Origin of the sequence: Sphingomonas psychrolutea (assembly GCF_014636175.1) — a bacterium.
Classification (GTDB): Bacteria; Pseudomonadota; Alphaproteobacteria; order Sphingomonadales; family Sphingomonadaceae; genus Sphingomonas; species Sphingomonas psychrolutea.
The window spans coordinates 1-1,463 of the sequence record NZ_BMDW01000052.1; the positions used below are offsets into that span (position 1 = coordinate 1).

The 1,463-nt window shown below is 49.1% G+C and carries 1 protein-coding gene; it reads left to right on the forward strand.

The features are described 5' to 3' along the window. The first annotated feature begins 279 nt into the window (after window positions 1-279). Complete coding sequence (locus IEV62_RS18090; protein WP_188449987.1) at window positions 280-1,419, forward strand: hypothetical protein; 1,140 nt, start codon at window positions 280-282, stop codon at window positions 1,417-1,419. Window positions 1,420-1,463 lie beyond the last annotated feature (44 nt).

A 1,463-nucleotide genomic window follows, 5' to 3' on the forward strand; every position in this document is an offset into this window, starting at 1 on the left:
AGTTCGTCGTGCGATACACAGGTGCGGCAGGTTTGGGCATCACGCCCATCTATCCCACTCGATTCCCTACGTGAATCCCCAACGTCAGTTTTGCAACAAAGCCGCGAAAGACTGTAATGGTGGAGCCGAGGGGGATCGACGTAATCGGCTACAAGCGCTGGAAAACAATAGCTTTTTTTCTGACGACTGAGTGTTTGGCGTACCCTAATGTAACAGGTGGAGCAAGGTCCTTGGCAACAACAAATAACTAAGCCACCGTGCTACTTCCCTGGGGGACGTATGAGCAACACGAACATCCATACAAAAATTCGGCTTAGGCAAGTCAAGTTGAGAGCCTTGGCAAACTTGCTGGGCACCGTCGCGATGCGCTCCATTGACCGTTGGCCCATAGGGGGAACGGATGGGGGAGCCGGGAGGGCGGTTAAGGCAGGCTCGGAGCGCATCTACCGAATCTTAGAAGGCACGGCGCAGCTTAGCCACCCAAACATGATGCTGCCGACCTTCGCAAACGCAATGCGCGAGCTGGCGCTAATCCGGAGCAACACTTTCTTCATTTCCGACCTGATTAAAAGTCCCGTTAAAGTCGAAAACCAACGCTATGTGCTGGGCGATCTGGTAGACGATGAGCTTTCGGAACTACACGAGCTAGTCGATTTAGAACTTCCACAGCTGATATCGGATCAGGCTACTGCTAAGACTATAGAGGATTTGCGGATAACCGTCCCACCTCAAAAGGTCGGGCCTATCGTATTTATCATTGACGATGATATGCTAAAGATTCAGCACTCCGCTTCACGCGCAGGCCAACCGAACATCAAGAATGCTCGATCGGCAAGAGATAGCATAATATCTCGTGGTCAAATGTTGCTAGATGAGCTATTGTCATCAAATCACGATAAGAGAGTTGCGGCAGCGATATCTTCGATGCAGAATAAGCTAATCGAAGATGTAGATATTATTCAACTAGGCTTGGAAAATACTTACTGCGATATGCTTTGTGACGCATACGCCGGTGAGCTTTCAGTAATCGCTCTAGCAGCAATGCGTGCATATTCCATCGGCATCAGCCAATATCTTGCGCAATTTCCGGACTGGGTTCGATTTACGGAGAATGCCGCCTCAATCGAATTGACCGAGCATGATAGAAAAGAGATACATCGATCGGGACAAAATCTTCTAAATGAACTGTCGAAGCCGAACCGACTGATAGACCCAGAAGTACCGAAGTCTATCAAACTTGTGTTAGAGGCTTATGGAGATGGCAAAAAGGCCAGTAAGAGGACTGCATTTGCCGTAATTCGGACGATCGAAAACTTCGTTTCATCAATTGTTGGAATATTTGGCGATTCGATCCAAGGGGCTAAGAGGCTGTCTCGAAACGGCGGCGTAATGATAGTGGACGATCGAGCTCCGGTATGATTCCAGAGGGTTGCGACACCTGATCTGGAAGAACCGATGTGGAA

Bases quoted from the DNA above. Each gene is read 5' to 3' on its own strand.
- IEV62_RS18090 (WP_188449987.1), top strand. From the start codon at position 280: ATGAGCAACACGAACATCCATACAAAAATTCGGCTTAGGCAAGTCAAG.